At 61.9% G+C, this 3699-nt stretch carries 2 protein-coding genes; both read right to left on the reverse strand.

What is annotated here, in order from left to right:
- Window positions 1-553: 553 nt before the first annotated feature.
- A complete protein-coding gene (locus WM40_RS25895; protein ID WP_046154467.1) occupies window positions 554-1306 on the reverse strand; it encodes a hypothetical protein in 753 nt (250 codons plus the stop codon).
- A partial coding sequence (locus WM40_RS25900; protein WP_046154468.1) for an LPD7 domain-containing protein occupies window positions 1303-3699 on the reverse strand: 2397 nt, incomplete at its 5' end. The genes WM40_RS25900 and WM40_RS25895, both read right to left, overlap by 4 nt.

Raw genomic sequence — 3699 nt, forward strand, 5'->3', positions numbered from 1 at the left:
GACCTATCGGCGTTGCGTAGTTGTACCAAGGTTGTTAAGTGGAGGTACCCTAAGAAAGAAAATGCAGCGTCGGGAGGCACGATAGATATGTAAACGGAAATGCTAACGCATTTCCATTTCCATATCCCGTGCTCCAAGGGGATACCCCTTGGAGAACCCGGTCGGCTTGGCCGACGGTGCGCGACAGCGCGTCGTCTATACGCGACGAATGCGCGCTGTACCATGCTGACCTTATGGCGTCTGAGGCAGGCGACAGGCGCTCGGTAGTGCAATGAGGTTCGCATTGGCACCGGATTGTTTACCTCCGTGCGTACTGATAAAACGCCCTGATTAACATCCGCCACATAACGGCCAGGCATACCGACACCTAAAGATTGGCGCACGCGCAAACCTCTCTGTGAGCGAGGTGGTTTTGTGGATAAGTGGGATCAGGAGGTGACGCGATGCCGAACGATGGGCATCACGGGCGCAATGTGAAACGCGAAGCCGTGCGTGGGCGAGGACGAGCGGTCGTTAGATTGTTAGATGGGTAGGCCGCAGCAGAGGTACACCATTACCATAGCTGTTCACCCTTGCCGATTTCATCGTAGGCGACTTGGTAACAGCGCTCGCGGTCCCACTCCGGATGGCGCAGTTTTAACAAGCCGACGCGCCGCGCGACAGCTTCGCCATGATCTTGCCTCGGGTCGTGCCTCTCCGTGGCCTTGGAAGCACGCTTGAGCCCCTGTGCTGCGACGGCCAGCGGCAGCGCGGAACGCGCCGCTGCACGGCTGTCAGTAGCTTGCTGGCGTCGTACCTTGGCCTGGCGCGCGACGGCCCGATAACGGCGCAAAACGGCTTTGCCGCGTTCGTGGCGTAACCACTTCGCCAGACCGAAGGCCGCAAAGAGCGCCGGGGGCATTTGACGAAGGGCGGCCAGGCCACGGTATCCACCGTCCTGGCCATGCTCTGCGCGCTGCTGCGAGGTGATCAGCCCCGCGCGCAACAAGTCTCGCATCGCCCGTTCGGCACGCCGAAGGGACAGGCCCGCGTGTTTGGCCAAGAACGGAACGGTCAAGCTCATGAAGCGCCCCTCATGCAGCGGAATGCCGATGCGTAAGCTGGCCAAGTCGAGGTATTTGAGCATCGCGCGCAGCATTTGCACGCAGGCGATGCGACGCTCAACACGTTGTTGCCGGACACTACCGTTTGCTGCATTGAGCGTGGGCAGGTGACGATTGGGCTGGTCAAGATACGCTTGCAGGCGCTCCCTGAGTTCCGTCAGAATCCGTGGGCGGCCATCCGCGTATGGGCTACGCGGGGTCATAGGGCCGGTTTCGTGTCATCGAACGGCATCGGCCGGTCGTGGCTTTGCTGCACGGTGCGCTGTCCGCTTTGTCCGGGTGTCCCGAGCACGTCTTGCACATGACGCTCGATGCGCGCGCTGCGATGTTGGTCCATCGCCTGATTTAATCGTGTATCGCTGAACCGCACCCGCAGGCCCGCTTCGACTGCGACTTGGGCTGCGGCCAGTTGGTACGCCTCGTTGCCGCAGAGCGCGAGCGTGTGGCCGAACTTGCTCTGCGCCAGGCGCAGCCCGGCTTCGATCGCGCCGCGGTTGACTTGTAAAACCTGGACATCCGCACCACGATCGCGCACGACGTCCAAACCGTCCTGGCAATAAGTAACGTGGCCGCGCTCGTCGACTGACCAGGTAAGGTCCGGAGCGCGGAAGATAATGGCGTTGTATTCGGGCGGGCGACCCTGATCGGCCCGAATCACATTGAAAGCCGCATCGGCCTCCGGTTGCACCACAGGTGTGGTACGGCGCAGCTCTCCGAGTGCCTGTTCATCGCCTTGATCGGCACGGGTGCGTAAGAATTGCGCGAAGCTCGGCCCTTGCGCACTGGGAAACCGTTCCTTGAGCGCGGCCCGCTCCTGTGCGATGGCTTCGCCAAGCGCGTCGTTGCGGGCAAGATAATCGGCTCGTGCGAGAGACTGCGCCGCGCGTCTTGCCGCCGGCGTGAGGCTTGGGTCTTGCTTGATGGCTAAGCGCTGGGCATCGAACTGGCCACGCACCTCGGCGCGACGTTGCTGCTCGTCGGCTCGCTGCGTAAGCCACGCCTCGCGCCGGGCGGTGACATGCGCCTCACGTGAATGTGCATATTGCCGCCAAAGCGCCGCGCGCGGCAACTCGCGAACCGCCGGAATCGGCTCCCCCGCCTGTTGGCGTGCGTACATCGCGCGCAGCATGGGCGCGGCATCGGTCCAGGAGAGGTTCAGTTCCTTGGTTAAAAAGTCCGAGACGTTCAACGCGCGCCGTCCAGCGCGAATGCGCTCACTGCCGTCGCGGCCCATGACAACGGTATATTTGGCTGGACGCACGCCATGGGAATAAGACAGTTCCGCAAGCACACGTTGCGCGCTCAGGGTGCGCCGTATCTCGGTGAATTCGCTGTTCTGCGCTCGGATGCGATTGCGCTCACGAATATCGTAGGTGAGCTGTGACACAACGTTGTCCGATACCCTGCCGGTGCGTCTGTGCTGCAAAAAGGCATCGTCGCCCTCTCGTGATCGACGCGAGCCATACGGGGTCGACTCAGGAAGGCCCTGGTCATCGGGTGGTGCAGGGGCGCGCCACGCGCCAAAGTCAAAGGCGGCCTCGCGGGCCTCGAAGTGATCGAGATACGCAGTCTGTTCGTGATCCGGGAATGGCACCGCTGCTGGCATATCCGCCGCCGGCATCGCTGGTAGATCCACAAAAGGATCTCCAAAAGCGTAACGCGCTTCAAGCGCACGGTGATACGCTTGGAGCGCGTCGGGACGGGGCTCTACTCGTTGCGCTGCAAACTCTCCAGCGCGATCTGCACCCCATCGCACGCTGTCCTCGGGTACGGCGAACTCTGGCTCCAACTCGTGAACCGCATCACGCGGCAGAAGCACTGAAGATCGATCGCCGAGGCGGTCCAGAGCGCTCCCGGGCAGGTTTCGCATAAGGTCGAAGGGCTCGGCCGACGGCTGCGGCCCACCTGCGACAACGTCAAACTGTGCATCGAGACCGAGGTATCCATCGGCGCTGCGCGCTGGCTGGTCTTGCCATTCGGGCTCTTCGCGCCTTTCCCACCCGTCGTGCCACCCGGGGCCTGCGACGCCAAACTCTCGTTCGCCTCGTCCATCTGCGGGATCGAACGGCTCGACATCGAGTGCAAATCCGTCATCGGCTCGTGCGCCTCGCCATCCCACTGTCCAGAAGGTGTCGTCTGATCCATCATGGTATGCCTTTACATGTTGTGCGTAAAAACCGCGTTCAAGTTCCGCGAGCATGAGCGCGCGGTCGTAAGGAGAAGATTCCTGGTAACGCTGATACTGCCTGCTGCCGCTATTGAGATATTTGACCTCGCGCGAACGCGTGGCGTACCACTCATCGAGTATCGCCGTTGCCGCTTGCGGCGTGTCGCGCGGCGCGGCACCCACCTCGTACCGATCGGCTGCATCGGCGGATAAGGCGCGAAGCTTTTCCTGGGTGGGCAACGCGACAAAAGCCGGTGTGAAGACGTATTCCTTCAGATTCGTGCCTTTGGGTGCGTCGTGGGGCTTGACGTTCGGATAGGCGTCATCGTGCCCCGCGTTACGCATGCGCACCACACCGTGCTCGGCCAGCAGCCCCATGAAGTCATCGTAATTGACGATATTGCGATCCAGCATCGCATCCAGGATTTG

This window comes from Robbsia andropogonis (genome assembly GCF_000970345.1).
Classification (GTDB): Bacteria; Pseudomonadota; Gammaproteobacteria; order Burkholderiales; family Burkholderiaceae; genus Robbsia; species Robbsia andropogonis.